At 72.2% G+C, this 25,012-nt stretch carries 23 protein-coding genes; 16 read left to right on the forward strand and 7 right to left on the reverse strand.

The features are described from left to right. The first annotated feature begins 190 nt into the window (after window positions 1-190). From ACQEVI_RS22160 to ACQEVI_RS22205, 10 genes are all read left to right on the forward strand, one after another. Window positions 191-955, forward strand: coding sequence for a helix-turn-helix transcriptional regulator (locus ACQEVI_RS22160; RefSeq protein WP_432902889.1), 765 nt, complete (start codon window positions 191-193; stop codon window positions 953-955). Continuing rightward, window positions 955-2,391, forward strand: coding sequence for a Fe-S cluster assembly protein SufB (sufB, locus tag ACQEVI_RS22165; protein ID WP_432902892.1), 1,437 nt, complete (start codon window positions 955-957; stop codon window positions 2,389-2,391). The genes ACQEVI_RS22160 and sufB overlap by 1 nt, the downstream gene beginning before the upstream one ends. A gap of 1 nt (window position 2,392) precedes the next feature. Then, entirely contained in the window at window positions 2,393-3,610 is a 1,218-nt protein-coding gene (sufD, locus tag ACQEVI_RS22170) for a Fe-S cluster assembly protein SufD (RefSeq protein WP_432902895.1), read from the forward strand. Beyond that, window positions 3,607-3,951 (forward strand): non-heme iron oxygenase ferredoxin subunit, encoded by a 345-nt coding sequence (locus ACQEVI_RS22175; RefSeq protein WP_432902898.1) that lies wholly within the window; start codon window positions 3,607-3,609, stop codon window positions 3,949-3,951. The genes sufD and ACQEVI_RS22175 overlap by 4 nt, the downstream gene beginning before the upstream one ends. A gap of 37 nt (window positions 3,952-3,988) precedes the next feature. Continuing rightward, window positions 3,989-4,756, forward strand: coding sequence for a Fe-S cluster assembly ATPase SufC (gene sufC / locus ACQEVI_RS22180; RefSeq protein WP_432902900.1), 768 nt, complete (start codon window positions 3,989-3,991; stop codon window positions 4,754-4,756). A 63-nt stretch (window positions 4,757-4,819) separates the two neighbouring features. Beyond that, window positions 4,820-6,187, forward strand: coding sequence for a SufS family cysteine desulfurase (locus ACQEVI_RS22185; RefSeq protein WP_432902903.1), 1,368 nt, complete (start codon window positions 4,820-4,822; stop codon window positions 6,185-6,187). A gap of 55 nt (window positions 6,188-6,242) precedes the next feature. After that, the gene (gene sufU / locus ACQEVI_RS22190; RefSeq protein ID WP_432902906.1) at window positions 6,243-6,725 is read left to right on the forward strand and encodes a Fe-S cluster assembly sulfur transfer protein SufU; all 483 of its coding nucleotides are present in this window, start codon (window positions 6,243-6,245) and stop codon (window positions 6,723-6,725) included. A 10-nt stretch (window positions 6,726-6,735) separates the two neighbouring features. Next, complete coding sequence (locus ACQEVI_RS22195) at window positions 6,736-7,113, forward strand: metal-sulfur cluster assembly factor (RefSeq protein ID WP_275007227.1); 378 nt, start codon at window positions 6,736-6,738, stop codon at window positions 7,111-7,113. 201 nt (window positions 7,114-7,314) lie between these two features. Then, the gene (locus tag ACQEVI_RS22200) at window positions 7,315-8,796 is read left to right on the forward strand and encodes a hypothetical protein (RefSeq protein ID WP_432902910.1); all 1,482 of its coding nucleotides are present in this window, start codon (window positions 7,315-7,317) and stop codon (window positions 8,794-8,796) included. 223 nt (window positions 8,797-9,019) lie between these two features. Next, complete coding sequence (locus ACQEVI_RS22205) at window positions 9,020-9,967, forward strand: alpha/beta fold hydrolase (RefSeq protein WP_432902913.1); 948 nt, start codon at window positions 9,020-9,022, stop codon at window positions 9,965-9,967. A 118-nt stretch (window positions 9,968-10,085) separates the two neighbouring features. Here the strand turns inward: ACQEVI_RS22205 and ACQEVI_RS22210 are convergent, their stop codons facing one another. Beyond that, the gene (locus ACQEVI_RS22210; RefSeq protein WP_432902916.1) at window positions 10,086-12,704 is read right to left on the reverse strand and encodes a glycoside hydrolase family 9 protein; all 2,619 of its coding nucleotides are present in this window, start codon (window positions 12,702-12,704) and stop codon (window positions 10,086-10,088) included. A gap of 239 nt (window positions 12,705-12,943) precedes the next feature. Between ACQEVI_RS22210 and ACQEVI_RS22215 the strand changes: the two genes are divergently transcribed. From ACQEVI_RS22215 to ACQEVI_RS22230, 4 genes are all read left to right on the forward strand, one after another. After that, window positions 12,944-13,840 (forward strand): DUF4397 domain-containing protein, encoded by an 897-nt coding sequence (locus ACQEVI_RS22215; protein ID WP_432902919.1) that lies wholly within the window; start codon window positions 12,944-12,946, stop codon window positions 13,838-13,840. Further along, complete coding sequence (locus ACQEVI_RS22220; protein WP_432902921.1) at window positions 13,837-14,559, forward strand: class F sortase; 723 nt, start codon at window positions 13,837-13,839, stop codon at window positions 14,557-14,559. Before ACQEVI_RS22215 ends, ACQEVI_RS22220 begins: the two co-directional genes overlap by 4 nt. A 169-nt stretch (window positions 14,560-14,728) precedes the next feature. Continuing rightward, window positions 14,729-15,289 carry an RNA polymerase sigma factor gene (locus ACQEVI_RS22225; RefSeq protein ID WP_432906058.1) on the forward strand — a complete coding sequence of 187 codons (561 nt, stop codon included), beginning with the start codon at window positions 14,729-14,731 and terminating at the stop codon, window positions 15,287-15,289. Next, window positions 15,273-16,028: an anti-sigma factor gene (locus ACQEVI_RS22230; protein WP_432902924.1), complete on the forward strand. Its 756-nt coding sequence runs from the start codon at window positions 15,273-15,275 to the stop codon at window positions 16,026-16,028. The genes ACQEVI_RS22225 and ACQEVI_RS22230 overlap by 17 nt, the downstream gene beginning before the upstream one ends. A 21-nt stretch (window positions 16,029-16,049) precedes the next feature. Here the strand turns inward: ACQEVI_RS22230 and ACQEVI_RS22235 are convergent, their stop codons facing one another. Further along, complete coding sequence (locus ACQEVI_RS22235; RefSeq protein ID WP_432902927.1) at window positions 16,050-17,234, reverse strand: polysaccharide pyruvyl transferase family protein; 1,185 nt, start codon at window positions 17,232-17,234, stop codon at window positions 16,050-16,052. Between the two features lie 112 nt (window positions 17,235-17,346). Between ACQEVI_RS22235 and ACQEVI_RS22240 the strand changes: the two genes are divergently transcribed. Together ACQEVI_RS22240 and ACQEVI_RS22245 are read left to right on the forward strand one after the other, a co-directional pair. Then, window positions 17,347-19,539 carry a glycosyltransferase gene (locus ACQEVI_RS22240; RefSeq protein WP_432902930.1) on the forward strand — a complete coding sequence of 731 codons (2,193 nt, stop codon included), beginning with the start codon at window positions 17,347-17,349 and terminating at the stop codon, window positions 19,537-19,539. Then, window positions 19,536-20,843 carry a nucleotide disphospho-sugar-binding domain-containing protein gene (locus ACQEVI_RS22245; protein ID WP_432902933.1) on the forward strand — a complete coding sequence of 436 codons (1,308 nt, stop codon included), beginning with the start codon at window positions 19,536-19,538 and terminating at the stop codon, window positions 20,841-20,843. The genes ACQEVI_RS22240 and ACQEVI_RS22245 overlap by 4 nt, the downstream gene beginning before the upstream one ends. Here ACQEVI_RS22245 and ACQEVI_RS22250 read toward each other — a convergent pair. Genes ACQEVI_RS22250 through ACQEVI_RS22270 form a run of 5 tightly spaced genes read right to left on the reverse strand, consistent with a single transcriptional unit; the run spans window position 20,807 to window position 24,887 of the window. Then, on the reverse strand, window positions 20,807-21,496 hold the full coding sequence (locus ACQEVI_RS22250; protein ID WP_432902936.1) for a hypothetical protein: 690 nt from the start codon (window positions 21,494-21,496) through the stop codon (window positions 20,807-20,809). The genes ACQEVI_RS22245 and ACQEVI_RS22250 overlap by 37 nt on opposite strands. Window positions 21,497-21,528: 32 nt before the next feature. Beyond that, window positions 21,529-22,134 carry a response regulator transcription factor gene (locus ACQEVI_RS22255; RefSeq protein ID WP_432902939.1) on the reverse strand — a complete coding sequence of 202 codons (606 nt, stop codon included), beginning with the start codon at window positions 22,132-22,134 and terminating at the stop codon, window positions 21,529-21,531. Further along, entirely contained in the window at window positions 22,131-23,294 is a 1,164-nt protein-coding gene (locus ACQEVI_RS22260; protein ID WP_432902942.1) for a sensor histidine kinase, read from the reverse strand. The genes ACQEVI_RS22255 and ACQEVI_RS22260 overlap by 4 nt, the downstream gene beginning before the upstream one ends. Window positions 23,295-23,304: 10 nt before the next feature. Next, window positions 23,305-24,114, reverse strand: coding sequence for an ABC transporter permease (locus ACQEVI_RS22265; RefSeq protein ID WP_432902945.1), 810 nt, complete (start codon window positions 24,112-24,114; stop codon window positions 23,305-23,307). Then, window positions 24,111-24,887 carry an ABC transporter ATP-binding protein gene (locus tag ACQEVI_RS22270; RefSeq protein ID WP_432902948.1) on the reverse strand — a complete coding sequence of 259 codons (777 nt, stop codon included), beginning with the start codon at window positions 24,885-24,887 and terminating at the stop codon, window positions 24,111-24,113. The genes ACQEVI_RS22265 and ACQEVI_RS22270 overlap by 4 nt, the downstream gene beginning before the upstream one ends. Window positions 24,888-25,012: the final 125 nt, after the last annotated feature.

A 25,012-nucleotide genomic window follows, 5' to 3' on the forward strand; every position in this document is an offset into this window, starting at 1 on the left:
ACGTGTGAGATGTGTCGCGAACTGCCCCAACTGAGGTTCGCCTTCCTTGCGCATCTCGAATTAGGGAACAAGGATGTTCTCAAAAGCATTGGCGTCTACGAGGCGTGCACACCGAGGGTGAAGTTTGCCTCCGGGCCGACGTGAGATCGATGTGGACCGACGCAGGACCGACGTGAGGGAGGTGACCAGCATGAGCGCAGCGACACAGGTGGCGGTGGGCCACGTGGCCAGCCACGAGACCGACGGCACCACGCGTCGTCGAGTGCTCGAGCTCGTCGCCTCCCGGGGCCCGGTCACCGCCGGCGCCCTCGCCGCCGTCCTGGAGCTGACGGCGCCCGCCGTGCGCAGGCACCTGACCCTCCTGGAGGAGGACGGCAAGATCGCCGTCCACGAGGCCTCGCGGTCGGGCGCGCCCCGCCGCGGGCGCCCCGCCCGGCGGTACGTCGTCACGGGCGGCGGCCAGTCCGAGCTCGCCGGCGGCTACCAGGAGATCGCGCGGCAGGTCCTGCGGTTCCTGCGCGAGACGGGCGGCAGTGACGCGGTGGCGGGCTTCGCCAAGGAGCGGTTCGACGCCGTCGCCCGCAGCTATGCGCCGCACCTCACCGCGGAGACCGCCGAGGGCCGCGCCGCCCAGCTCGTCCAGCTGCTGTCGGCCGACGGTTACGCCGCCTCCGTGCGGCCCGTCCCCGCACCGCTGAGCGGCCCCACCGCCGGCACGGTCGCCCGTGCGGTGCAGCTCTGCCAGGGGCACTGCCCGGTCCAGCACGTGGCCGAGGAGTTCCCCGAGCTGTGCGAGCAGGAGGCCCGCGCGTTCAGCGAGCTGCTGGGCTCGCACGTCCAACGCCTCGCGACCATCGCGGGCGGTGCGCACGCGTGCACGACGAACATCCCCGTGAACCTGCCTGTGAACATCCCCCTGAACCACCCCGCGAAGACCCCCACCGAAGGAAAGTGATGAGCGCAGAAACGCAAGCGCCAGAGCAGCGCTCCGACGATGAGATCATCGCCAGCATCGGCTCTTACGAGTACGGCTGGCACGACAGCGATGCCGCGGGTATGTCCGCGCAGCGAGGCCTGAGCGAAGAGGTGGTTCGCAACATCTCGGCTCTGAAGGACGAGCCCGAGTGGATGCTGAACCAGCGGCTCAAGGCCCTGCGCCTCTTCGGCAAGAAGCCCATGCCGAGCTGGGGCTCCGACCTGTCGGGCATCCACTTCGACAAGATCAAGTACTTCGTGCGCTCCACGGAGAAGCAGGCCACCTCCTGGGAGGACCTGCCCGACGACATCAAGAACACGTACGACAAGCTCGGCATCCCCGAGGCGGAGAAGCAGCGCCTCGTCGCGGGCGTCGCCGCCCAGTACGAGTCCGAGGTCGTCTACCACCAGATCCGTGAGGACCTGGAGGAGCAGGGCGTCATCTTCGTCGACACCGACACGGGCCTGCGCGACTACCCGGAGCTCTTCCAGGAGTACTTCGGCACGGTCATCCCCGCCGGCGACAACAAGTTCTCCGCGCTGAACTCCGCCGTGTGGTCGGGCGGCTCGTTCGTCTACGTGCCGCCGGGCGTGCACGTGGAGATCCCGCTCCAGGCCTACTTCCGGATCAACACCGAGAACATGGGCCAGTTCGAGCGCACGCTGATCATCGCCGACGAGGGCAGCTACGTGCACTACGTCGAGGGCTGCACGGCGCCGATCTACACGTCGGACTCCCTGCACTCGGCGGTCGTCGAGATCATCGTGAAGAAGAACGCCCGCGTTCGCTACACGACGATCCAGAACTGGTCGAACAACGTGTACAACCTGGTCACCAAGCGCGCCACGGCCGCAGAGGGTGCCCAGATGGAGTGGGTCGACGGCAACATCGGCTCGAAGGTCACCATGAAGTACCCGGCGATCTACCTGCTGGGCGAGCACGCCCGCGGCGAGACGCTGTCCATCGCCTTCGCCGGCGAGGGCCAGCACCAGGACGCCGGCGCCAAGATGGTCCACGCGGCGCCGAACACGGTGTCGTCGATCGTCAGCAAGTCCGTGGCGCGCGGCGGCGGCCGCACGTCCTACCGCGGTCTGGTGCAGGTGCTCGAGGGCGCCAAGCACTCCGCGTCCAACGTCCTCTGCGACGCGCTGCTGGTCGACCAGATCTCCCGCAGCGACACCTACCCCTACGTCGACGTCCGCGAGGACGACGTCTCCATGGGGCACGAGGCCACGGTCTCGCGGGTGAGCGAGGACCAGCTGTTCTACCTCATGTCCCGGGGTATGGAAGAGACCGAGGCCATGGCCATGATCGTGCGCGGGTTCGTCGAGCCCATCGCGCGCGAGCTGCCCATGGAGTACGCACTCGAGCTCAACCGCCTCATCGAGCTGCAGATGGAAGGGTCCGTCGGCTGAGATGACGACTGCTACCACCGATCTGACGACAGATCACACACGCGCTGTTGCCGACGGCGCCCACACGCACGGCGCCGTCAAGCCCCAGGGCTCACGGGCCGAGCGCCGCACGTCCTTCGACCTGGCGGACATCCCCGTCCCCAACGGCCGCGAGGAGGAGTGGCGCTTCTCCCCGGCGGACCGCCTCCAGCCGCTGTTCCAGGCCGAGCTCGGCGCCTCGGGCGTCACGGTCCAGGTCGCTGCGGCCCCCGAGGTCACCGTGGAGACCGTCGGCCGTGACGACGCCCGTCTCGGCACCGCAGGCAAGCCCGGCGACCGCACGGCGGTCACCGCGTGGAACGCCTTCGAGCAGGCCACGATCGTGACCATCCCGAAGGAGGCGGTGGCCTCCGACGTCACCTCCGTGCGCCTGACGGGTGTGTCGAAGGACGCGACGGCGGCCCACGTGCTGGTCCGCGCCGAGCGGCACTCCGAGGCAGTGGTGGTCCTGGACCACGACGGCGCCGGAACGCTCGCCGAGACGGTCGAGATCGTCGTCGAGGACGGCGCGCAGCTCACCGTCGTCAGCGTCCAGGACTGGGCCGAGGGCGCCGTGCACGCCTCCTCGCACCGTGCCCGCATCGGTCGCGACGCGAAGCTCAAGCACGTCGTCGTGACGTTCGGCGGCGACGTCGTGCGCGTCACGCCGGACGCCGAGTTCACCGCCCCCGGCGGTGAGGTCGAGATGGTGGGCCTCTACTTCGCGGACACGAACCAGCACCAGGAGCACCGCCTCTTCGTGGACCACGCGGTACCGGACTGCAAGTCTCGCGTGACCTACAAGGGCGCCCTGCAGGGTGCCGGCGCGCACACCGTCTGGGTGGGCGACGTCCTGATCCGGGCCGCCGCCGAGAACACCGACACCTACGAGCTCAACCGCAACCTCGTCCTGTCGGACGGTGCACGCGCGGACTCGGTGCCGAACCTCGAGATCGAGACCGGCGAGATCGCCGGCGCCGGCCACGCCAGCGCCACCGGCCGGTTCGACGACGAGCAGCTCTTCTACCTCCAGGCCCGCGGCATCCCCGAGACCGAGGCGCGCAAGCTCGTCGTGCGCGGCTTCTTCGCCGAGCTCATCCACGAGATCGGCGTCCCGTCGGTCGAGGAGCGCCTGCTCGCCTCCATCGAGGCCGAGCTGGAGAAGTCGATGAGCGTGATCACCGGAGCACCGACCGCATGACCGCGCAGCTGGCCTGCATGACCGACGACCTGGGACCGGAGGAGGCGATGCTCGTGGAGCTCGACGGCGCCGACGGCGCCCCGGTTCCCGTGGCCGTCGCCCGGGACGCGGACGGCAACTTCCATGCCATCTCCGACATCTGCTCCCACGGCGCGGTCTCGCTGTCCGACGGCGAGGTGGAGGGCTGCCTGGTCGAGTGCTGGCTGCACGGCTCCCAGTTCGACCTGCGGACCGGTCAGCCGATCCAGCTCCCGGCTGTGCGCCCCGTGCCCGTCTACCCGGTGACCGTCGACGGCGACAAGGTGCTCGTCGACATCGACGTCACCGTGCCTGTTTCCTGAATCCTCTGACTTCGCAAGCAACCCTGGAGTAATCGATATGCCCACCCTCGAGATCCGCGACCTGCACGTCAGCGTCGAGACCAAGGAAGGCCCCAAGCCGATCCTGCGCGGTGTCGACCTGACCATCGCCAGCGGTGAGACCCACGCCATCATGGGCCCCAACGGCTCGGGCAAGTCCACCCTCGCCTCGGCGCTCGCCGGCCACCCCAAGTACACGGTCACCTCGGGTACCGCCACGCTCGACGGCGAGGACCTGCTGGCGATGTCCGTCGACGAGCGCGCCCGCGCCGGCCTGTTCCTCGCCATGCAGTACCCGGTCGAGGTCACCGGCGTCTCCGTCGCGAACTTCCTGCGCACCGCCAAGACCGCCATCTCCGGCGAGGCCCCCGCCCTGCGTACGTGGGGCAAGGAGGTCAAGGGCGCGATGGAGAACCTGCGCATGGACCCGGCCTTCGCCGAGCGCTCCGTGAACGAGGGCTTCTCCGGTGGCGAGAAGAAGCGCCACGAGATCCTGCAGATGGAGCTCTTCAAGCCCCGCTTCGCGATCCTCGACGAGACCGACTCCGGCCTCGACGTCGACGCGCTGCGCATCGTGTCCGAGGGCGTGAACCGGGCCAAGGAGCAGACCGACATCGGCATCCTGCTCATCACGCACTACACGCGGATCCTGCGCTACATCAAGCCCGACTTCGTGCACGTCTTCGTCGACGGCAAGATCGCCGAGGAGGGTGGCTCCGAGCTCGCCGACCGCCTCGAGGAAGAGGGCTACGACAAGTACCTCGTCAACAAGACGGTCTCGGCCTGATCCACCGCTGACGCTCTGCCGATGCTCTGCTGATGCTCTGCTGATTTTCTGCAAGGGGACACCATGACCACCACCGCCACCGTGCGACCGGGCAACCAGGAACCGCTGGCTGCCGGCGCGGGAGCCGCGCCCGTCGAGACGCAGCTCTCGACGACCGAGCTCGCCGCCGTCCGCGCGGACTTCCCGCTGCTCGAGCGCACGGTGCGGGGCGGTCAGACCCTCGTGTACCTGGACTCCGCCGCGACCTCCCAGAAGCCGCAGGTGGTGCTCGACACCGAGGTGGACTTCTACGAGCAGCGCAACGCCGCGGTCCACCGCGGTGCGCACCAGCTCGCCGAGGAGGCCACCGAGGCGTTCGAGCAGGCCCGCGCGGCCGTCGCGGCGTTCGTCGGGGCCGACGAGGGAGAGATCGTCTGGCAGCCGGGCGCGACCGCAGCGATCAACGTGGTGGCCTACGCCTTCTCCAACGCGTCCCTGGGACGCGGGGGAGAGGCCGCCGCGCGGTTCCGGCTCGCGCCGGGCGACGAGATCGTCGTCACCGAGGCGGAGCACCACGCGAACCTCGTGCCGTGGCAGGAGCTGTGCGCCCGCACGGGCGCCGTCCTGCGCTGGATCCCGGTGGCGGACGACGGCCGGCTCGACCTGTCGAACCTCGACGTGCTCGTCACCGAGCGCACCAAGGTGCTGGCCTTCGGGCACGTGTCGAACGTGACCGGGGCGGTCGCGCCCGTCGCCACGCTCGTCGCGGCGGCTCGGCGGGTCGGCGCCCTCACGGTGCTCGACGCGTGCCAGTCCGTGCCGAACATGCCGGTGGACTTCCACGAGCTCGGCGTCGACTTCGCCGCGTTCAGCGGGCACAAGATGCTCGGCCCGACCGGCGTCGGCGCGCTGTACGGGCGGCGCGAGCTGCTCGAGGCCATGCCGCCCACCGTCACCGGCGGGTCCATGGTCGAGGTCGTGACCATGGAGAGCACCACGTACGCGCCGCCCCCGCAGCGCTTCGAGGCGGGCACCCAGATGGTCGCCCAGGCGGTCGGCATGGGGTGCGCGGCCCAGTACCTCGACGAGCTCGGCATGGCCGGCGTCGCCCGGCACGAGACCGAGCTGGCCGCCGAGATGCTCAAGATCGCCGACATCCCGGGCGTGCGGGTGATCGGACCGCTGAGGGCGGACGGGGTGGGTGAAGAGATCAGCAGGTTGGCGGTCGTCTCGTTCGTGGTCGACGGCGTGCACGCGCACGACGTCGGACAGGTGCTGGACGACAAGGGCATCGCCGTCCGCGTCGGACATCACTGCGCGCAGCCGCTGCACCGCCGGTTCGGGGTCGCGGCGACGGCCCGTGCGTCGGCGTCGGTCTACACGACCGTTGAAGAGGTAGTGGCGTTCCGGGAAGCGTTGGCGGGGGTCCGCGCGTTCTTCGGAGCAGAGTGAGAACTTCGGCACCACCGTCCGGACGGGTGTCCGGGCGATCGAGAGAGGCAGCGTCGTGAGCACGCTCGAGCAGATGTACCAGCAGGTGATCCTGGACCACGCGAAGCGTCCGGTGGGGCACGGCCTCGTCGACCTCGCATCGGTGGTGGAGGGACACCTCGCGGGGGAGTCGCACCAGGTGAACCCGACCTGCGGCGACGAGGTGACCCTCCGGGTCGACGTCACGCCCGAGGGCACGGTGGCGGGCGTCTCGTGGGAGGGGCAGGGATGCTCCATCTCCCAGGCGTCGGTGTCGGTGATGACGTCGCTGGTCGAGGGTGCGCCCCTGGCCGAGGTGGCACGGCTCGACGGCCTGTTCCACGATCTGATGTCGTCCCGCGGCAAGGGCCTGGACGACGACGCCGCGGAGGACGCCCTCGGGGACGCGACAGCGTTCACCGGTGTGTCGCAGTACCCCGCGCGAATCAAGTGCGCGCTGCTCGGCTGGGCAGCGCTCAAGGACTCGCTGGCGCGCAGCGGCGCGCTCGCAACGAGCTGAGGAGAGACCGATGACTGAGGCGAGTACCGAGGTCGGGCAGGAAGCCCCGGCCGCTCCCGCTGAGGGAGTGGGCCCGTCGCCCACCACTGCGGTGGACGTCGAGGAAGCGATGCGCGACGTGATCGACCCCGAGCTGGGGATCAACGTCGTCGACCTGGGCCTGGTGTACGGCATCCAGGTGGACCAGAACAACCACACGACCATCGACATGACGCTCACGTCGGCGGCCTGCCCCCTGACGGACGTGATCGAGGACCAGACCGCACAGGCGCTCGAGGGCATCGTGGACGGGTTCCGCGTGAACTGGGTCTGGATGCCGCCGTGGGGTCCGGAGAAGATCACGGACGACGGCAAGGAGCAGCTGCGGATGCTGGGCTTCAACGTCTGATCCAACGCCTGAGGATCGATGACGTCGGGCGGTAGTTCCCTGAGCTGGGGAGCTGCCGCCCGCCGCGCAAGAGCGGACCCCGGGTTATCTCCCGTGACTTTCGGCGCTTTGACCGGCCGGGAGAGCTACCTTGGCAAGAGTCTGCCGAACGCAGGCCCAGCGCGTCTGGGCATCCTGGGCGCCCCAGCCCCGGGAGTAGTCATGCACCCACCCGTACGACGTCTCTCCAGAGCCCTGGCCACAGCCGCCGCTCTGACCCTCCTCGTGACACCGGCGGTCGCGGTCGCCGCGCCTGACGGGAATGCCAACGGCGGCATCGCTACCACGGTGAGCAGCCCGGAGACGCGCGAGAGCGCCGACGTTCCCCTGGAGACATCGGAGCCGACGATCGACGGCACCCTCCGGGTGGGTTCGACCCTGCGGGCGCTCGCGGGCGAGTGGACGTCGGGTACCCAGTTCACCTATCAGTGGTTCGCGGACGGGGTGGCGATCAGTGGCGCGACGGGGTTCGCCTTCACGCCGACCGCGGCGCAACTCGGTACGGGGATCTCTGTCCGGCTCGATGGTTCCCGGGAGGGCTTCGTTCCGGCGAGCCGGACCAGTGCGGCCACGTCCCACGTGAACGTGGGGTTCTTCTCCCAGGAGCGGCCGGTGATCGTCGGCAACGCGGCGCCTGGTGCCACGCTGACCGTCGCCCGGCCGCCGGCCGTGCCCGCGCCCGATTCCGTGTCCTACCGGTGGCGGCTCGATGGGGTGTCCATCCGGGGTGCGAACCGCAGCGAGCTGACCGTGAGGTCCGACTGGAGGGGGCACGTCATCACGGTCAGCGTGACCGTGAGCAAGGCCGGGTACGTCGTCAAGAGCGTCACGTCGGCGGGTGCGCGGGTCGGGGGCGCGTACACGAGGTCCCCGAGGCCGGTGATCTCCGGGACCGTGCGCGTCGGTTCCACGCTCACGGCGATCCGCGGTACCTGGTCGCCCACGCCGTCGTCGTTCTCCTTCCAGTGGTACGCGGACAGACGGCCGATCTCCGGGGCCACCACGTCGAAGTACACGCTGAAGGGCAGCGACTACAAGAAGGAGATCACGGTGTCCGCGCGCTCCTACCGGGCTGGTTACGGCACGGTGCTGCGGCGTAGTGCGGCGACCGGCGAGGTGCTGGCGTCAGCCGTGCGGTGGGCCGCCCGCGGGGAGATAGGCGGCTGGTCCTCCTTCCCGGTGGGGCCGGGCGGTGTAGCTCCGACGACCTACATCGCGCAGCCTGGCCCAACCACCAGCTGCTACTGGGAGCGCTCCGCTCCCGCACGCCCGAGCGCCGACCCGGACGGCACCAGCGAAGGCTATGGCCAGTGTGTGTTCGAGGTGCTCGACACCGATGTCAGAGTCGGGGCCAGCAAGGACTGCGGCGTCTTTATCAAGTACTACCCCGGGATGGTCAGGACCAGCGACGCGACTGCCGCGCACGGTGTCTATGTCCTTGGCGATCACCTCGAGCGCGGTGTCTACTCCACCTCCGGTCCGGCTGCCGGCGCGGGGGGGTGCGAGTACACCTTCTACAAGGGCTTCTACGGTCACAAAGCGGAGATCGGTTGGGGCTACGTGACGGAGGTCGCGACCATCACGATGCCGGACTCCGCTACCGGTTTCGAGACGGATGGCTGCATCTGGAAGCGCATCGGCTGATCTGTCGCCCGGGCGCCGGGCGTGCGGGGGGAGACCCCGCGCGCCCGGCCCACGTGCGACGTCGCGCCCCCGAATGCCTGGATGTGAAGGGGGGAGACCCCCGAGTGCGGTGCCGAAAAACCTCCTGAGAATGCTCAAGGCTGCAGGATCGTTCGACAGCCTGGATGCGCCGAGGATTGAGCCCGTTCGGTTCATGCAACCACTGCTCCAGGAGATCGCTCTGATGAGAAATGACCTGCACCGTCGACGCGCGCGGCGCGTACTGCCGACGATGCTCCTGCTCGCCGTGACCGCCGGAGCTCTCGCCGCGTGCGGCGACGCGTCCACCCCGGCGAGCTCTACCTCGTCGTCGTCGCCGACGCCGCCCGCACCCGCCGCAGATGCACCCGCCTCGGACTCACCCGCCGACGCCGCGACGCACATGGTCGACGCCGGAGCCGGCCGCAGCCTGGCGTTCCACGTCACCCCCGGTGGTCCTCCCGCCATCGTCCTGGACTCGGGCGGAGGCATGGACTCCTCGTACTGGGACGACCTGGTTCCCCAGCTGGCGGCAGCCACCGGGTCCACGATCATCACGTACGACCGCGCAGGGCTCGGCGACAGCGACGAGGTGCCGGGCGCATGGGACCCGCAGAGCGCCGCCGACGACCTGGAGACCGGTCTGCGCGCACTCGACGTCACGCAGGACGTGGTCCTGGTGGCACATTCCCAGGCGGGTGAGGTCGCCACCTACTTCACCCGCGCCAACCCGCAGCTGGTCTCCGGCGCGGTGCTCGTCGACGCGAACCTGCCTCAGCTCTACACCGACGAGACGATCGCGCGTCTCATCGCCCTGGGCACACCACAGGTCGAGGCCGCGAAGGCGGACCCGTCCACCAAGCAGAACCGCCAGCTGATCGCGACCGCCGAGAACTACGCGCCGATGCACCAGGCCTACCACCAGGTGACCTGGCCGGACGACGTCCCTGTCACCGTCATCGTGGCGGAGAAGACGCCGTTCGACGGTCTGCCGAAGGACGCGCAGCGCTGGCGGGACGCGGCAGCCGCGTTCGTGGCGGCCGGCCCGGATCGCACGCTCGTCACCGCCGAGGGCAGCTCGCACGACGTTCCGATCGACCGACCCGACATCGTGCTCGCCGAGATCGAGACGATGGTCGCCGCACGCGACTGATGCAGCCTTGCTCGTGACTCCGCCTCCCGGCTGATCGCCGCGGCCGACGCCGAGGGCTCGTGGATCAGCCCTCTGGCGTCGGCCGCCCCGACATCCAACCGGTGGTGAATCAGCTCGCCTACGGAGCCGCTTGATCGCAGGCCACGCCGTTCACCGTGAACTCGGTCGGGTTGGTGTTGACGCCGGTGTGCGAACCGTTGAACCCCAGGTCGGTGCTGGCCCCCGGCGCGAGCGTGGCGTTCCATGGCGACCCCGTCGCGGTGACGGCCGTGCCGGACTGCGTCCAGGTGGCCCCCCACCCCTGGGTCACCCGCTGGCCGGACGGGAAGGTGAACCCGAGCGTCCAGGTGAGCGGCGCCGTGGTGTCGTTCGTGATCCGTACCGAGCCGGTGAAGCCGTTGCTCCAGGTGCTCGCCGAGTAGCTGACCCGGCACCCACCGACCGGGCCGGCCGTCGTCTCGAAGGTCGCGGCCGGGCTCGCGCCGGACTGGTTGCCCGCGCTGTCCCGGGCGCGCACCACGAACGAGTACGACGTGCCGGCGGTCAGGCCGGTCACCGTGTAGGTGGTCGTGGTGGACGAGCCGACGAGAACCTCGGTGCTGCCCTGCAGCCGGTAGACGTCGTAGCCGGCGACGCCGCTGGGCGGGTCGCCGTCGTCCGTCACCGCCGGCCAGGTGAGCCGGGCGCCGGAGGAGGTGACGTCGGTCGCCGTCGGCCGGGCCGGGGTGCCGGGCGCGGTGGTGTCGTCGGTGGGTGTACCGGTGGGCTCGGTGCCCCAGATCAGCCTGCCGCCGTCGTACAGCGTGATCGCCTTCGTCTTGACCAGCGCGGTGGAGGTGAGGCCGGCGAACGACGGGTCGTTCGCGTTGTTCCAGCCGGTGCCGCCGCTGACCCGGAACTGGAGCTCGCGGCGGTGCTGCGACTGCCCGCCGGGGTGGATGTTCTGTCCCGCGCAGCTGAGCTCGGCGTAGTAGAGGCTGCCGGACGCCTGCACGGGCCTGGCGGTCTGCGGGCCGCACTCGCTGTAGTTCGCCGACAGGGTGAGGTCGGCCGCGGAGTCGCCCGCGTCGAGGTTGAACCAGTACCGCAGGCGCGCGTTCTCGAGCGAGCGGGCCGGGAAGGCCGACCGGTTGCGGATCAGGGCCTTGATCTCGACGAACGTACCGCTCGGCGGCTGGTTGAGCTGCGCCTCGACGAAGACCTCGTCCTGGTCGGGGGTCTCCGCCTGCGGGAAGCTCGCCAGGGGCGTGCCGCCGTACTCCTCGGCCAGCCGCGCGAGAGCGCTGGAGAAGCCCGCGTTGTAGTCGGTCGCGACCTCGTTGGCCGTGTAGTCCTGGCGTGAGTCGGTGTAGGCGTCGTTGGCCGACGGCGGTCCGCCCACGAGCGCCCCGTAGAGGACGTGCCGGGTCTCGACCGGGTCGGTGATGCTGTCCAGCCAGGACCCGTGCGCGGTGCGGTGGTGCGGCTTGGTCGGCGGGTTGGTGCCGAAGCCCACCACGTACGACGAGTCGCGCGGGTTGTCGCCGAGCGCGTAGTCGATCTGGCGGACGCCGAAGTCGTGATAGCGCGCCTTGAGCGTCGCGTCGGTGAGCCAGTCCGAGTAGACCAGCGCGACGAACGACGTGTTGGCCGCGTACCGCAGCGAGCCCCACGAGTCGAGCACCGCCTGACCGCCGGGGGAGTAGGGCACCTTCTGCCCGTTCACGCCGACCGTCCAGTAGTCGAGCCAGCGGTTGGTGTCGTCGACGTACTTCTGCTTGCCGGTCTCCATCGCCAGCAGCGCGTACGCACCGAACGACTTGTCGTCCCAGGCGATCGTCCACTTGTACTTGCGGGTGCTGGACTGGTTCTCGGTGCCCAGCTTGTCGTACTCGCTCTCGGCCTTGGCCAGGTACGTCGCGTCCCCGGTGGCCTTGTAGAGCCAGTAGGCGCCCCAGACGAGCTCGTCCTGGTAGCCGGACCACGACCTGTAGTAGGGGGCGACCTCGGTGACGCAGTCCGAGTAGCTGCCGCGGTAGGTGTCCGCGAACGAGTAGAGCTGCTTGGCGTGCGTGATGAGCTCGCTCGCGTACCCGGGATCGTCCTGGAGGACGATCGCCGAGGACGCCATCGCCGCGGCCGTCTCGGCGGCGACGTCGGAGCCGGGGCAGGACGCGGTGATCTTGTGCGACGGGCGGTCCATGGTCATGACCTCGGCCGGGCCCCACCACTTGTGGTCGTCCTCGCCGTCGCCCACCTGCACGTACAGCTCGTTCGGCGCGGTGTGGGCCTTGACGAGGTAGTCGTTGACCGAGCGCAGGTTGTCCTTGAGCTCGTCGAGCTGGCCGGCCCTCGTGTATCCCTCGGGCGACTCGATCGCGCCCCACGCGAGCATCGTCGTGCTGAACGCCATCGGGAAACCGAACTTCACGTGGTCGCCGGCGTCGTACCAGCCGCCGGTGAGGTCCTTGCCGACGTCGGCCCCGTCCTGCAGGCCGGAGTCGCCGCGCCAGCTCACCGGGTAGTCGTCCGGCAGGTCACCGGACTGCTGTGCCTGGTAGAAGAACATCGACTTCTGCAGCGCCTCGGCGTAGTTGAAGGCAGGGTCGGCGTTGAAGGCCGGGTCGGCGGCCGGCGCGCCCGTGGCGGGCGACGCGACGAGCAGGGCGGCGGCGAGCGAGAGAGCCGTGCCCGAGGCGAGGGCGGCGGCCCGCCTGCGGCGGGCCGGCGCGTCGGGTGTGCCGGACGGGTGTGCCATGAGGACCTCTTCAGCGCTGGAGACGGTCGGGGAGACGACGTCGGGCCGTGGCACGCCGTCGCCCCGGTGCGACGCGCCTGGACATCGTCGCGAGGGGCGGATTTCGCCGTCAACGACCTAAACGATTCACCGCAGGACAAGAAGTACGGCATCAGGTGCATCCGATCGGTACCTCGGGGCGGAAGTAGGGGTGTCAGCACCCAAGACGCCTCCCGAGGCGTCGCGATCTGGAGGGCACCATGCACCGAACAGCACGCCGCAGCGCAGTGCTCGCTGCCGCATCATCCTTCTCCGTCCTGGTCCTGAGCGCGGTCGGCCTGGCGGCGCCCGCCGCCGCCGACGCCGGACAGGACGCAGTCCTGTCGGTCATGCACGGTGTGCCGGACACCCCCGTGGACGTGTGGGTGAACGACGAGCTCACCGTGGACGACTTCCAGCCCGGCGACATGGCCGGACCGCTGGACCTGGCCGCCGGGACGTACACCGTGGCCGTCACCGCGCCCGACGCCGAGGACACGAGCGAGCCGGTGATCGGGCCGGTCGACCTCGACCTGGAGGCCGGCGGCAACTACACCGCGGTGGCACACCTCGACGCGGAGGGCGCGCCGACGGCGACCCTGTTCACCAACGACCTCTCGGCCACCGCGGCCGGGGAGGGCCGGCTGACGGTGCGGCACACGGCCGCCGCGCCCGCCGTCGACGTCCTGGCCGGCGGCGAGGCCGTCGTCTCCGGGCTGGAGAACCCGGACGAGCAGGCGCTCGACCTGCCCGCGGGCACCGTCTCGGCCGCGGTCGCGGCCGCGGGGACGACCGACCCCGTCGTCGGGCCCGCCGACGTCGAGGTGGCCGACGGCGTGAACACGATCGTGTACGCCTGGGGCAGCCTGGAGGACGAGAACCTCGCCCTCGCCACGCAGACGATCGAGGGCCTGCACTCGGCACCCGGCGGCGTGCCCGCCGGTGTCTCGGGCCTGGCCGCCGACGAGGTGGGCGGGGCGATGTCCGGCCCGGTCGTGGTGGTCTCGGCCGCCGCGCTGCTCCTCCTGCTGGCGGCGCTCGCGCTCGTCGCCGGGCGGCAGTACCGCACGCAGCGGGCGACCGCGGACGACGAGCGATCCGGCCGCACGCGTCGATGACCTCGGCGATCCCATGGAGCACTGCCGCGCGAGCCACCCACCGGGCGGCCCGCGCGGCGGTGCCGGCTCTCGTGCCGGCCCTCGTGCTCGCTCTCGCCGCGTGCGCCGGGCCCGTTCCCGCGGAACGGGCCGCTACGGGTCCGACGTCGGCCGGGCCGTCGGCGTCGGCATCCGCATCGGCATCCGCATCGCGGTCGGCGGCACCGGCGGACGGTGCGGTGACGACGGTGCCCGTGCGTCCCGCACGGGACGTGCCCGATCCGGTGGGCCCCGCGGCCACCCGGCTGCAGGTCCCGGCGCTCGGGATCGACGTCCGCGTCGTGCCGACCGGGGTGGACGGCTCGGACCAGATGGAGCTGCCGGAGTCGTCGGACGTCGCGGGCTGGTACCGGTACGGGCCGGCTCCCGGGAGCGACGCAGGGGCGACGGTCGTCGCGGCGCACGTCGACGACGAGGACAAGGTGGGCCCGTTCGCGCGCCTGCCCGGTATCGCGGAGGGGACGGAGATCAGGGTGCGGACGGCGGACGGGTCCGACCACAACTACACAGTGACGAGTGTTCGGGAACAGCCCAAGGCGGAGGTCGCGTTCGACGCCGTGTTCGACCGGTCGGGGTCGCCGCGGCTGGTGCTGGTGAGCTGTGGCGGGGCCTGGGACGCCGCCGCGGACTCCTACACGGACAACGTCGTGGTGACCGCGACGCCCCGTCCGGCTCCGTGAGCCGGCCCGCAGGGGGTACTTGATCCGTGGTCTCCATGGTCTGCGGCATGGTCTGCGGCCGCGCGCGGCCCTACCATCTGCCATATCAGTGCGGTGCCGCGCCAGGGTCACCGCCTCAGCCCGAGGACGAGCTCTGAACGCCGACGACGCCGCGCTCGACGACACCGAGCTGGACGTGGTGCGCCTCGGCAAGCGCTTCGCCGTCGGCGAGGAGGCGGCGCTCGGCGAGGCGTACGAGCGCTGGTCCGCGCTGGTGCACACGCTGGCGCTGCGGTCGCTGGGATCGCGCGCCGACGCCGAGGACGTGACGCAGCAGGTCTTCGTCGCGGCGTGGCGCGGCAGGCACCGCTACGACCCGGACAAGGCGCGCCTGCCCGCCTGGCTGGTCGGCATCACCCGGCACACGATCGCCGACGCGCACCAGGTCCGCACCAGGGTGCGGCGCTCGGAGGAGGCGGTGACCAGCCAGGCCGCCGTCGACCAGCCGAGCGGTTCCGAGGCCCGGCCGGTCGCCGAACGGGTCGCCGACCGCATAGTGGTCGAGGACGAGCTGCTCCGGATCACCGATCCCGCGCGCACGATCCTGCGCCTAGCCTTCTACGAGGAGCTCTCGCACGCGCAGATCGCCGACCGGCTCGACCTGCCGCTGGGTACGGTCAAGAGCCACATCCGCCGGAGCCTGACCCGGCTCCGCGACCGATTGGAGGTGGACGATGCCGCACATCGATGACGAGACCCTCGCGCTGCACGCGCTCGGCGAGCCCGTGCTCGACGCCGAGCAGCGCGACCACCTCCGCACCTGCGCCACGTGCGCCGCGACGGTGACCGGCCTCGCGCGCGTGGTCGACGCCGCGCGCACCCCGGTCGGCGCGGTCCACGCGGACCTGGTCGCCCCGTCGCCGAGCGTGTGGGCGGGAGTCCGGGACGAGCTCGACCTCGGCGGGAGCGCCACCGACCTGCCGGACACCGCGGACGTGCCGGACGCCGCGGACGGGCCGGACGCCGTCGTCGTCCGGCCCGAGTCCCGGGCGCGCCGCAGGTGGCTGCCTGCCCTGGTCGCCGCCGCCACCGCGCTCGTCCTGGGGCTCGCGGGCGGCGTGCTCTGGGAGCGGCGGGACGCCGACGGCGCCGGGACCACCGTGGCCAGCGTGGCGCTGGAGCCGCTGCCCGGGTGGCAGGGGGCCTCGGGCGAGGCGGTCGTCCAGGAGTCGTCCGACGGCCGCCGCCAGATCGTCGTCAGCGTGGACGCGCCCGCGCCCGACGGCACCTACCGCGAGGTGTGGCTGCTGCGCCCCGACGTCAGCGGACTGGTCAGCCTGGGCATGCTGGAGGGGGACCAGGGGCGGTTCGACCTGCCCGACGGCCTCGACCTGGCCGACTACCCCGTGGTCGACGTCTCCGAGGAGCACTTCGACGGGGACCCCGCCCACTCGGGCGACTCCGTCGTCCGGGGCGAGCTGGCCACCTGACCCGCACCTGGCCGAGCCGCGTCAGGATCGGCGGAACACCGCCGCGACCTCGTCCCACCACGCCGAGAAGTCGGCTCCGTGACGAGCCAGACGTGCGGCCGCCTCCTCGGCGATGCGCGAGCGCGCGCTGTGCAGGCGCTCGATCAGGGCCGGGGCTCGCTCGTCCAGCTCGTCGAGAGCGGCGGTGGTCGGGTCGCCCCAGTGCCCGAGCGCGCCGCCGAGCTTGATGCCCGTGTAGGCGTCGGCGACCAGACCCAGGGTGGGAACCCCGGCTGGGGCGGCGAAGACGGCGGGGTGGTAGCGGCTCGTGAGCACCAGCGCGGCGCCCCTTGCCAGCGCCGCCGCGTGCCGCGAGTCGTCCGTGGGCACGACCTCGCTCGGCACAGGGAGAAGCCCGCGGAGGCGCTCGTGCAGCGCCGCGTCACCGCGCGGCTCGGCGGCGGGATCGAGGGGACCGTAGTGGGCGTGGAAGCGGAGCGGACCGCCGGTGACGTCCGCCGCGCTGCTGATGAGGCGCGCGAGTGATGCCTCGGCCAGCGCCGGCGGGCAGCTGCCGAACCAGCCCGAGAGGCTGACGACGATCCCCGAGGGATCGGTCGGCGGCTCGACACCGCCGCCGAGGAACGTGGCGTCGTCGACCCCGCAGCGCACGTCGAGTCCCCACGAGGCGGCGAGCTCCGCCGAGGCAGGTTCCCGCACCGCGGCCAGCACGGCACCGCGCAGCATCCCCGCCACTGCCTTGGCATCCGCCGCCACGAGGTCCGGCCCGAGCGTCTGGCCGCTGACGACGACGGGCAGCCCGAGCGCGCGCGCCATCGCGGCCAGCGTGGAGCGTTCGTGGACGTGCACGCGCCAGCGCGAGGCGAGGTTGCCGCCGCCGGCCACCAGCACGCCGTCGGACTCCTGGAGGGCCGCGAGAGCGGACACCGCGGGATCGTCGGCCGCCAGCGTCGCGGCACCGGATGCGGCGGCGACGAGCAGTGCGGAACGGGTGGCGGCGTCGCCGCGGCTGAGCCCGGCGAAGCCGAGCCGCGGCACCGCACCGATGCCGTACCGGGCGGCGGACTCCGCGGGCGCGGAGGAGACGCCGACCGCGCTGACCCCTCGGGTGCGGAGCTCGTCGACCGCCGCTTCGAACATCGCCTCGTCGCCGATGTGCATCATCTTGTCCACGACGCCGATGTCCCCGATGACGAGCACGGACATGCTGTGACACCTCCGCCGGTAGTGGCAGGGCTCACGCTACTGCGCGCTCGTCGTGCCCGTTACCATTCGAGCGACGGCTTCCTGCGGCCGTTCCTCACAGGAAGCTGGGCACATGGGGATCCAGACCACCTTGGACGCACTCGCCGGCGCACCACGCATCATCGATGCGATGCGGCTCGCCGACGACCTCGCTCTCGAAGCCCGCCGCGATCCCGGTCTGCGCACCCTCCGGGTGCTCTCCGCCGCGATCGACCGGGACGACCAGGTCGTCGCGATCGCCGCCGTGCACGCGCTGGCCGGTGTCGTCGACCAACAGGCGTCGCGACGGCTCAGCGCGCTGCTGTCCGACGACCGCCCGTTCATCCGGGAGCACGCCGCATGGGCGCTGAGCGAGACCCTTCCCCGGTTCGACGCCGTCGCCCGGCTGCTCACGCTCACCGCGGGCGGAGGCTTCACCGGCATGCTCGCCCAGGACACGCTCGAGAAGTGGTCGGGCACGGTGGGCGACTCGCTCGCCGTCGCGATCGAAGCCGCTCTCCTGGGTGTCGTCGAGCCGGACCCGCGCACCCGCCTCGTCGAGACCCTGGGGCTCGTGCGGCAGCCCATCGCCGACCGTGTTCTCGTCGAGGTCGCCCTCGACGAGCGGGAGCACGAAGACGTCCGTGTCGCGGCCATCGCCGCGCTCGGCCAGCGTGCGAACTCCACACCGGTCGCCGAGAGCCTGGAGAGCCTCGTCGGCGGTTCCGGGCGGCTGTCCGAGGTCGCCCGCCTCGCCCTCGTCGACCTCCAGGTCGTGGAGTCCCGCACCGAGGGCACGGCGGACGGCGGCCTGACCGTCGCCCAGCTCTTCCTGCACGCCGACATCGACCCGTCGTTGTCGGCCGCGGGCTCCGGTGACAACGGCGGCATCGCCACGCTCCTCGTGCGCCTCGGCGACGCCCTCGTCGCCGACCCGGCCGCCCACGTGGACCGGGTGCTCACCCTCTCCCGCGGGGACGCGACCCGCGCCGCCGCCGACCTGCTCTCGGTCGGGACCGCGACCGGCCACGTCTACGGACACGTCCCCCTCTCGCCGGTACCGGTGCCCTCCGCCTCCGCGTGGCCACTGCGGGTCACCGCCCGGCGCGGCATCCGCCGGCTGCTGCGCGCTGCCGGGCAGGTCGACGTGCTCCACCTGCGCATGGCCGACGTCGGCAGCCTCGCCGCACGCGACGTCGCGCGGGAGCGCGGGATCCCGGTCGTGTTCACCGTCGCGCCCGACCCGCACTCGATCATCCAGTCGCTCGATCGCTCCGGCGCGCTGACCAGGTCCACCTTCGGCGAGATCGACCTGGGCGAGCACTTCTGGTTCCGTGCCCGCATGGTCCAGACCCTGGCGGCCAACGCCGCGCACACGGTCCTGTTCCCCCGGCCCGAGCTCGCCCGCGACATGCGGGAGCTCGTCGGCATCGACGTCGCCTCGTACCCCGAACGGCACACCATCGTGGCCGAGGGCGTCGACCTCGAGGTCGTCGACCGCGCCGTCGCCGACGCCTCCGCCTTCGCCGCCACGGCCGGGCCCGACGCCAGGCCCGACGCCCGGTCCGCCGACCCGGCCGCCCCCGGGTGCTTCGCCGACCTGGCGGCCCTGCTCGACGACCTCCCCGCGGACCGCCGCGGGCTCCCGCTGATCGCGACCGTGGGCCGCCTGCACCGGGTGAAGGGCATGGCGACCCTCGTCGAGGCGTGGGCGACGAGCGAGCTGTCCGACCGCGCCAACCTGCTCGTCATCGGCGGCGACCTGGAGCACCCCTCCCTCGACGAGCGGGAACAGCTCGACCGCATCGACGCCGTGGTGCCCGCCGCGTCGCGGGCGCGGGCGGGCCTGCTCCTGCCGGGGCACCAGCCGAACGGCGTCGCCGCCCGCTGGCTCGCCGCCGCGCGCTTCGGTGTGCCGGGCCGGGCGGCCCCGCACGGGGTGTACGCCTGCGCGAGCCTCAAGGAGGAGTTCGGCATCGCGCTCCTGGAAGCGATGGCGACCGGGCTCATGGTCGTCGCTCCCGACGCGGGCGGCCCGGCGACGTACGTCGAGGACGGCGTCACCGGCGTGCTCGCCGCGACGTGGGACCCGGCGGCGCTCGCCACCGCCGTCGGCACCGCCCTCGACCTCGCCGCCCGCGGCGACGAGGTCGTCGCCGGCCGTGCGCACGACATGGTGGCGGAGCGCTTCACCATCCAGGGGATGGCCGCCGCCCTCGGTCCCGTCTACCGGGAGGTCACGGTCGACGAGGCCGAGCTGCTGCGTGCCGCGGGGCCCGTCACGTGACGCTGCTCGTCATCACCCCCGACTACGCCTCGCACGTGCTGCCGCTCGCGACGCTCGCGACCGCGTGGCGCGACGCCGGCTCGGACGTGGTCGTGGCCACCGGTCCCGCCACGGCGAGCATCGTGGCCGGCTTCGGACTCGGCCGGACCGACCTGCCCCTGGGGCGGGGGTCGAACGCCGGGGTCATGCGGGCAGGGGAACAGCCGAAGGACGAGGCGGCGTCGCTGCAGGGGTTCTTCGACGCGACCCGGCAGGGCATGGTGCCCACCCTGAGCTACCAGGCCCGTGAGCGGCTGACCGACCTCATGTGGGATCCGGTCGGACGTGCGCGACGTACGCTCCAGGTGGTCGAGGAGGTCGCGCCCGACGCGATCCTCGTCGACCACCTCGCCTTCAGTGCCCGCCTGGCGCTGCAGACCGCCGGCGTGCCCTACGGCGACGTCGTGCTGGGCCACCCGAGCGCGCTGCCCGTCGCGGGTGAGCTCTACGGCTGTCCACCGTCCTGGCCGCACGCCTTCGCACCCTCGCCCGAGGAGCTGCACGGCCTGCGGACGCTGTGCGCCGAGGTCTCGCGCCGCTTCACCGCCCAGTGGAACGCCGCCGCGCGCGAGCTCGACCCGGCCGCCGCCGAGACGCCCGACGCGTTCGCCACCCACGGCGACACCGTGCTGTACAACTATCCCGCCGCCCTCGCCGCCGGCGACGGGCGGGTCCTGCCGCCGCACGCCTTCCTGGGCTCGACCCGCCGCGAGGAACGTGTCGACGACGACGTCGAACGCTGGCTGGCAGAGGGCGAGCCGTACGTCTACGTGAGCTTCGGCAGCTTCCTGTCGGTGCGCGACGACGTGCTCGCCCGGGTGGCCGAGGCGCTCCGTCGGGTCGGTCTCCGCGCCGCCGTCGCGACGGGTGCGAGCGATCCCGTCTCGCTCGGGGAGATACCCGCGACCTGGCTCGTACGCGACGTGCTGCCGCAGGTGCGCCTGCTGGGCGGCGCGGCGCTCGCCGTCACGCACGGCGGCAACAACTCCGTCACCGAGGCGGTGGGACAGGGGGTGCCCCTTCTCGTGCTCCCGTTCTCGACCGACCAGTTCGCGGGAGCGGCCGCCGTCGAGCGCCGTGGCATCGGCCGGGCCCTCGACCCGAACCGGGCCGACGCCGCGGCCCTCGCCGACGCGGTGCGCGAGGTGGCGTCCCTCGACGCCGGACCGCGCGCCCTGCTCGACGACATCGCCCGCGAGCAGGAGCGGCGTCCGGGCCCGGCCATCGCCTACGACGTGCTGACGGGCACCTCGGCGACCAGCTGAGCCATCGCCGCCGGGTCCCCGGCCGCCGCGCGGTAGCGCTCCATCCGCGCGGCGTTGGCCTCGTACTGCGTGCCCGCGCGTACCTCGCCGACGTGGTGCAGCGCGTAGACCCGGCCCGGGTGACGCACGGGCTCGGCGCCGAGCAGCGCCTGGTGCGCGAGGAACCACGCGGCGTCCTCGAACCCCCAGCCCCGGAAGTTCTCGTCCTGCCCGCCGTGGGCCGCCCAGGTGCGCGGCGTCGCGACGTACACGCCGGAGCACGCGCCGACCACGAGCTCGAAGGAGCAGTCCCGGGGCGGGACCCCCGCGTCGAGCTGCGCCGAGCCGGCATGCCCCAGCCAGCGGTACTGGTCGTACGGCAGGTGCACGCGAGCGCTGCCGGCCGCCGCCGCGATCGCCGCGCGCAACGGCTCCGGCTCGGGCAGGGTGTCCGCGTCGCCCACGACCACCACCGTTCCCTCGGGAACGTCGCGCATGGCCCTGTTGCGGCACGCCGCGAGCACGAACGGCTCGTCGTCGGTGTCGACCGTCGTGACGCGCAGCTCGGGAAGCTGCTCGGCGTACCAGGCGAGCACCCGCTCGAACGCGGGGATGCGCGAGGGCGCGGGACGCCACGGAAGCACGACGATCGCTGGGACGCGCGCGAGACTCACGGCATGAGCGTAGACCGATTCGATGCCGACGCTCAGAGCCAGCCGTTGTCCTGCGCGACACGTACGGCCTCGGCCCGCGTGCGTGCCCCGGACTTGCCCATGGCGGAGGACAGGTAGTTGCGTACGGTGCCCTCGGAGAGGTGGGCCTCGTGGGCGATCTGCGCCGCCGTCCCGCCGTCGGCGGCCAGGACCAGCACCCGCGCCTCCTGGTCCGTCAGCGGGCTGGACCCGATGGTGAGCGACGCGACCGCCAGGTCCGGGTCGACGACGCGCAGTCCCGCGTGCACGCGGCGCACGGCATCGGCCAGCTCGCCGGAGGGCGTGTCCTTGACCACGAACCCGCTCGCCCCCGCGTCCAGGGCGCGCCGCAGATAGCCCGGTCTGCCGAAGGTGGTCACGATCAGCGACCGGCAGCCCGGCAGGGCCTGGGTGAGCGCGGCCGCCGTGGCGATCCCGTCCAGACCCGGCATCTCGACGTCGAGCAGCGCGACGTCGACCCGCGCCTCCCTGGCGGCGGTGACCACCTCGTCGCCGCGGCCCACCTGCGACACGACCTCCAGGTCGGACTCCAGGTCGAGCAGCGCCGCGAGCGCGCCGCGCACCAGTGCCTGGTCGTCGGCCAGCAGCAGCCTGATCATGTGGCGTCCCTGTCGTCGATGTCGTCGGACCTGTCACTGTCCGGGACACGGACCGCCAGCCGCAGTCCGCCCAGCGGGCTGGGCCCGGTCCGTACGACCATGCCGACGGACCGGGCGCGCTCGGTCAGGCCGGCCAGGCCGTTTCCTCCGGTCGTCTGCCCTTCCCGGCCGGGACCGCGGCCGTCGTCGTCGACGAGCAGCGTGCCCGGGGCCAGGGTGACCGTGACGCGGCGGGCCGCGGCATGGCGCAGGACGTTGGTGGTGCCTTCACGCAGTGCCCAGGCGAAGACCTCGCGGTGGTCTTCGGCGACCTCGTCCACCGCGCCGGGCAGGTCCGCCTCGATCCCTGCCGCGTCGAAGGCGGAACGGGCCGCTGCGAGCTCGCCCGCGAGGGTGACCTGGCGTTCGGCCGACACCATGCCGCGCATGTCCGCGAGCGTGGAGCGGACGAGAGCCTGGATCTCCGCGACCTCGTCCCCGGCGCGCTCGGTATCGGCGCGCAGCAGGCGCGTGGCGAGCTCCGCCTTCACGGAGACGACGGTCAGGGAGTGCCCGAGGATGTCGTGCATGTCGCGGGAGATCCGGTCGCGCTCCTGGGCGGCGGCGAGCACGGCGACCTCCTGCTGCGTCCTGTGGAGGGTGCGGTTGCGCTCGGTCGCCCGGCGGAAGCTGAAGATGGCGAGGCTCGCGAGCAGCGCGGTCAGCACCAGGCCGTCCTCGGGCTGCCAGCCGGGTACCACGCGGGGCAGGGCCAGCAGCGCGAGCACGACGGCGCCGACCACGACGACACCGGACCGCGTGGACGCGAACATCATCACCGTGGCGCAGACGAGCACGAGGCCGACCAGACCGGCCTGTCCGGCGGCCAGCGTGATCAGTGCGACGCATACGAGCTCGGCGGCGACCAGGACGGCCGGCGTCCGCCGTGCGGGGGACCGGCCGGCCCAGTGGCGGACGAACGACCAGGCGAACAGCGCCGCGAGCCCGGCTACGCCTGCCGCGCCGACCACCCGCATCGGTGCGGTCGCGGCACCGGCCGCCTCGCGCAGCGGTATCGCCAGGAAGACGATCCAGACCATGGCGAGCAGGGCGCCGATCCAGACCCGCCTCGGCGGCCTGGCTCCGGCCTGCCCTGCCGGGGGTTCCTGTTGCGTCGTCACGTCGTCATCCTCACACCCGAGCCGTGTCCTTGCGGAACCGCCAGACCGCGCCGGCGAAGAAGATCGCGGCCCAGGCCGCCACGTTGACGACGGCGACGACCTCGAAGGACGCGCCGCCGAGGGGAGCGCGGGCGAGCTCGGCGAGCCCATAGGTGGGCATCACCCGGGAGACGGCGGCGAACACGGTGCCGTCGCTGAACGGCAGGAACAGGCCGCCGGCGAAGGAGAGCACCGTCAGCACGGGGCCGAGGACCTGGGCCACGCTCGCTGTGGGCAGCAGGTATCCCATGAACAGTCCGAACGCCGCGAAGACCAGCGAACCGCACCAGGCGATGAGCGCGCACAGGACCCAGGCGGACGCGGGCATCCGCGCACCCGCGAAGGCGCCCACGCCGAACGTGAGGAGTACTGAGACGGCTCCGACCGCCATCGAGGCGAGCACCTTGACCAGCACGTACGCCCACGGCGCCAGGGGCGTCAGGCGCAGCTGGCGCGTCCAGCCCTGAGCGCGCTCCACGGCGACGCCCGCCCCGCCCGATGTCGCCGTCAGCAGCGCGCCGTACAACGCGATGGAGACCAGGAGGGAGGCCGCGAGGTTGGTGTCGGGGCCGATCTGGGTGGTCCTGTTGTCGGCGGACGAGCCGATCCACAGGAAGATGGCGGGCGGGACCACGAGCGAGAAGACCAGGGTGCGCCGGTCTCGCAGCATGCGGCGCAGCTCGAGCCGCAGGTAGGTGCGGATCGCGCCGGCGCGGGCGATCGGGCGGACGGCGCTGCCCGACGTCGGTCGGGTCGCCTCGGGCAGGGGGGCGGAGGTCATCGGCCGGCTCCTTCGGCAGGGGTGGGTGCGTTCTCTTCGGTCTCGCGGTCCGCGGTGAGGGCGAGGAAGACGTCCTCGAGGTTGCGGGACGCCGCGAGTGCCTTCACCTCGGACACCGTGCCGTCCGCGACCAGGCGCCCGTGGCTGACCAGGACTATCCGGTCGGCGTAGGCGTCGGCCTCCTCCAGGTAGTGCGTGGCGAACACGACGGTGCGTCCGGCGTCGGCGTCGTGCCGGATCGCGGTCCAGAACTCGCGACGTCCTCGCACGTCCATGCCGGTGGTGGGTTCGTCGAGCAGCAGGAGGTCGGGGTCGGAGACCAGCGCCATGGCGAAGCGCAGCCGCTGCTGCTGGCCGCCGGAGCACCTGCCGACCTTGCGGCGGGCGATGTCGGCGATCCCTGCGCGCTGCAGGAAGGGCGCGGCGGCGCTCGTCCGGCCGAACAGCCCGGCGGTCAGCTCGACCGTCTCGCTCACGGTGAGGTCGTTCAGGAGACCGCCGGACTGCAGGGCGGCCGCTACCTGACCGTCCGCGATGGCCCGGGCCGGCTCCTTGCCGAACACCCGGACGGTCCCGGACGTCGGCCGGGCAAGCCCCAGCACCATGTCCAGGGTCGTGGTCTTGCCCGCGCCGTTGGGGCCGAGGAAGGCCACCACCTCGCCGGGCCGCACCACCAGGTCGAGCCCGTCGACGGCGCGGACCGCGCCACCCGGGCCGCGGAACTGCTTGACCAGTCCCGTCGCTTCGATCGCCGGAGCAGTTGTCGATGTCATGCCTTCACCCTGTGGCACGAGCGCGGGCAGGCGTGATGCCGGATATCACCGGACCGACATGACACATGTCATCTCGTCCCCGGGTGGGCGGAGGCGGGCTTGCACCTCAAGTGGCTCGAGGTCGC

This window comes from Promicromonospora sp. CA-289599, from assembly GCF_050936155.1.
GTDB lineage: Bacteria > Actinomycetota > Actinomycetes > Actinomycetales > Cellulomonadaceae > Promicromonospora.

Coding starts and splice junctions, on each gene's coding strand:
- ACQEVI_RS22185 (WP_432902903.1), top strand. CDS start 4,820: ATGACCACCACCGCCACCGTGCGACCGGGCAACCAGGAACCGCTGGCT.
- ACQEVI_RS22160 (WP_432902889.1), top strand. CDS start 191: ATGAGCGCAGCGACACAGGTGGCGGTGGGCCACGTGGCCAGCCACGAG.
- ACQEVI_RS22235 (WP_432902927.1), bottom strand. CDS start 17,234: ATGTCCGTGCTCGTCATCGGGGACATCGGCGTCGTGGACAAGATGATG.
- ACQEVI_RS22195 (WP_275007227.1), top strand. CDS start 6,736: ATGACTGAGGCGAGTACCGAGGTCGGGCAGGAAGCCCCGGCCGCTCCC.
- sufD (WP_432902895.1), top strand. CDS start 2,393: ATGACGACTGCTACCACCGATCTGACGACAGATCACACACGCGCTGTT.
- ACQEVI_RS22220 (WP_432902921.1), top strand. CDS start 13,837: ATGACCTCGGCGATCCCATGGAGCACTGCCGCGCGAGCCACCCACCGG.
- ACQEVI_RS22240 (WP_432902930.1), top strand. CDS start 17,347: ATGGGGATCCAGACCACCTTGGACGCACTCGCCGGCGCACCACGCATC.
- ACQEVI_RS22215 (WP_432902919.1), top strand. CDS start 12,944: ATGCACCGAACAGCACGCCGCAGCGCAGTGCTCGCTGCCGCATCATCC.
- ACQEVI_RS22255 (WP_432902939.1), bottom strand. CDS start 22,134: ATGATCAGGCTGCTGCTGGCCGACGACCAGGCACTGGTGCGCGGCGCG.
- ACQEVI_RS22175 (WP_432902898.1), top strand. CDS start 3,607: ATGACCGCGCAGCTGGCCTGCATGACCGACGACCTGGGACCGGAGGAG.
- sufC (WP_432902900.1), top strand. CDS start 3,989: ATGCCCACCCTCGAGATCCGCGACCTGCACGTCAGCGTCGAGACCAAG.
- sufB (WP_432902892.1), top strand. CDS start 955: ATGAGCGCAGAAACGCAAGCGCCAGAGCAGCGCTCCGACGATGAGATC.
- ACQEVI_RS22265 (WP_432902945.1), bottom strand. CDS start 24,114: ATGACCTCCGCCCCCCTGCCCGAGGCGACCCGACCGACGTCGGGCAGC.
- ACQEVI_RS22230 (WP_432902924.1), top strand. CDS start 15,273: ATGCCGCACATCGATGACGAGACCCTCGCGCTGCACGCGCTCGGCGAG.
- ACQEVI_RS22270 (WP_432902948.1), bottom strand. CDS start 24,887: ATGACATCGACAACTGCTCCGGCGATCGAAGCGACGGGACTGGTCAAG.
- ACQEVI_RS22200 (WP_432902910.1), top strand. CDS start 7,315: ATGCACCCACCCGTACGACGTCTCTCCAGAGCCCTGGCCACAGCCGCC.
- ACQEVI_RS22210 (WP_432902916.1), bottom strand. CDS start 12,704: ATGGCACACCCGTCCGGCACACCCGACGCGCCGGCCCGCCGCAGGCGG.
- ACQEVI_RS22205 (WP_432902913.1), top strand. CDS start 9,020: ATGAGAAATGACCTGCACCGTCGACGCGCGCGGCGCGTACTGCCGACG.